This window comes from Vibrio sp. YT-16 (assembly GCF_033337405.1).
Taxonomy (GTDB): Bacteria; Pseudomonadota; Gammaproteobacteria; order Enterobacterales; family Vibrionaceae; genus Vibrio; species Vibrio alginolyticus.
Map to the genome: position 1 here is coordinate 1 of NZ_JAWOQQ010000084.1, position 1326 is coordinate 1326.

Annotated in this window: 1 protein-coding gene and 1 pseudogene; one reads left to right on the forward strand and one right to left on the reverse strand. The window is 45.8% G+C overall.

Annotation, left to right across the window (positions count from 1 at the left end):
* A pseudogene (locus R7F07_RS24905) lies at positions 1-149 on the forward strand (thiopurine S-methyltransferase); the annotation flags it as partial.
* Between the two features lie 101 nt (positions 150-250).
* Here R7F07_RS24905 and purT read toward each other — a convergent pair.
* Positions 251-1326: formate-dependent phosphoribosylglycinamide formyltransferase (purT, locus tag R7F07_RS24910; protein WP_318110622.1), on the reverse strand; the 1076-nt coding region annotated here is incomplete at its 5' end.

The window sequence follows — 1326 nt, forward strand, 5'->3', positions numbered from 1 at the left end:
GTGTGCCATTGGAAGAAATTCAACGGTTGTTTGCAGGCTACAAGGTAACATGCTTAAACGTCGATCAAGCTGATGAACATCATCCAAAGATCGCGAAGAAGGGTTTAAGCCGCTTCTCTGAAGAAGTGTACTTAATTGAAGCTCAGTAAGACGATTTCCGTACTAGTGAGTTTATGAATAGAACTCGCAAATAAAAGAAAAGCGCAGCGATATAAAGCTGCGCTTTTTTTGATTGTTGAGAGCTCAAAGATTAGTAAACGATTTTTACTTTCTTTGCGTTTTCGACCGCGTCTTGAACCGACTCTTCAATAGTTTTACGGCGAGTTAACACGACACCCAAACGACGACGACCATCGATTTCTGGTTTGCCAAATAAGCGTACTTGAGTTTGAGGTTGCGCTAAAGCCTTCGCAAGGTTGTCGAAACGAATGTCCGTTGATGTGCCTTGGCCTAGGATCACCGCTGATGCAGAAGGACCATACTGAACGATTTTGTTAATCGGCATTCCAGTAAATGCGCGAACATGAAGAGCAAACTCGGACATCTCTTGAGAGATCATCGTAACCATGCCAGTGTCATGCGGACGAGGAGACACTTCATTGAAAATAACCTTGTCACCTTTAACAAAGAGCTCTACGCCGAAAATACCGTACCCACCTAAAGCGTTTACGACTTTCTCTGCCGTGTACTCTGCTGCTTTTATTGCATTTTCCGACATTGCTTGTGGCTGCCATGATTCACGGTAATCACCATCTTCTTGACGGTGGCCAATTGGCGCACAGAAGTGAACACCGTCCACTGCTCTAACGGTCAACAAAGTAATTTCGTAATCAAAATCGATAAAGCCTTCAACGATGACTCGACCTGCGCCAGTTCGGCCGCCTTCTTGTGCGTAGTCCCATGCTTTTTCAATATCGTCTTCCGTTTTGATGACACTCTGTCCCTTGCCAGATGAACTCATGACAGGTTTGACCACACATGGGATACCTACGTGCTCTACTGCGGCTTTAAAGTCATCGTAGTTGTCTGCAAATCGGTAAGGGGAGGTGGATAGGTCTAGTTCTTCTGCGGCTAAGCGACGAATACCTTCACGGTTCATTGTGAGCTTGGTCGCTTTCGCCGTTGGCACAACATTCAGGCCTTTCTCTTCAAGCTCGACAAGTTTGTCGGTCGCGATAGCTTCTATTTCTGGAACAACGTAAGCTGGCTGCTCTTTGTTTATGATCTCTTCTAGAGCCTTACCATCCAACATATCAAGCACGTAGCTACGATGAGCGACTTGCATCGCAGGTGCGTCTGCATAACGGTCACAAGCAATCACTTCTA